The 1,448-nt window shown below is 71.5% G+C and carries 2 protein-coding genes; both read right to left on the minus strand.

Features of this window, described 5'->3' with window-relative positions:
- Nucleotides 1-672 (minus strand): tryptophan synthase subunit alpha (gene trpA / locus N790_RS04325; RefSeq protein ID WP_043801241.1); only part of this gene is annotated, 672 nt, incomplete at its 3' end.
- Nucleotides 669-1,448 (minus strand): tryptophan synthase subunit beta (gene trpB / locus N790_RS04330; protein ID WP_043801244.1); only part of this gene is annotated, 780 nt, incomplete at its 5' end. The genes trpB and trpA, both read right to left, overlap by 4 nt.

Genomic DNA, 1,448 nt, shown 5'->3' on the forward strand with positions numbered 1-1,448 from the left:
CAGGGCGGCGGCCGAGGCCGCGTCGCGGATGCCGAAGCCCACCAGCACCGGCACGGTGGCGCGGGCGCGCAGGTCGCCGGCGCGGCGCAGCACGTCGGCCACGTCGAGCTGGGCACCGCCGGTGACGCCGGCGAAGGACACGTAGTACAGGTAACCCTGCGACTCGCTGGCCAGGCGCGCCAGGCGGTTCTCGGCGGTGGTCGGCGCGGCCAGCGAGATCAGGTCCAGGCCGGCGGCGTTGAAGGCGGCGCGGGTGGGGCCAGCCTCCTCGGGCGGCAGGTCCACCAGCAGCACGCCGTCCACGCCGGCGTCGGCGGCAGCCTTCGCGAAGGCCGTGGCGCCGCGCATCTCGACCGGGTTGAGGTAGCCCATCAGCACCACCGGCGTCGCGGCATCGGCCTTGCGGAATTCGGCGACCGCGCCGAGCACGTAACGCAGGCCCGCGCCGCGCTCGATGGCACGCTCCGAACTGCGCTGGATCGACGGCCCGTCGGCCATCGGGTCGGAAAACGGCACGCCCAGCTCGATCACGTCGGCCCCGGCGCGCACCAGCGCATGCATCACCGGCACGGTGGCCTCCAGCGAAGGATCCCCCGCCGTGACGAACGGCACCAGCGCCTTGCGCCCGGACTGCGCGAGCTGTGCGAACTTTTGCTTGATCCTGGACGTCACAGTTCGATGCCCTCGCGCCTGGCGATGGTGAAGATGTCCTTGTCGCCGCGGCCGGACAGGTTGCACAGCACCAGCGCGTCCTTAGGCAGGGCCTTCGCCAGCTTCATGGCCTGGGCCACGGCGTGGCTGGATTCGAGCGCCGCCAGGATGCCCTCGGTGCGCGCCAGCAGGTGGAAGGCTTCCATGGCCTCGTCGTCGGTGACGCCCACGTATTCGGCGCGGCCGCTGTCCTTGAGGAAGGCATGCTCCGGACCGACGCCCGGGTAGTCCAGGCCGGCTGAGATCGAGTGCGTCTCGGTGATCTGGCCGTCGTCGTCGCAAATGACGTAAGTGCGGTTGCCGTGCAGCACGCCCGGGCGGCCCGCCACCAGCGACGCCGCGTGGCGGCCGGTTTCGACGCCGTCGCCCGCGGCCTCGGCGCCCACCAGGCGCACCGACTTGTCGTTGAGGAAGGCGTGGAACATGCCGATGGCGTTGCTGCCGCCGCCCACGCAGGCGGTGACGGCGTCGGGCAGGCGGCCGTATTCGGCCAGCATCTGCGCCCGCGATTCCTTGCCCACCACCGCGTTGAAGTCGCGCACCAGCTTCGGGTACGGGTGCGGGCCCGCCACCGTGCCGATGATGTAGAAGGTGTCGCGCACGTTGGTCACCCAGTCGCGCATGGCCTCGTTGAGCGCGTCCTTGAGCGTCTTGCTGCCCGAATGCACCGGCACCACGGTGGCGCCCAGCAGCTTCATGCGGAACACGTTCGGGGCCTGGCGCTCCACGTCGGTGGC

Origin of the sequence: Arenimonas malthae CC-JY-1, assembly GCF_000747075.1 — a bacterium.
GTDB lineage: Bacteria > Pseudomonadota > Gammaproteobacteria > Xanthomonadales > Xanthomonadaceae > Arenimonas > Arenimonas malthae.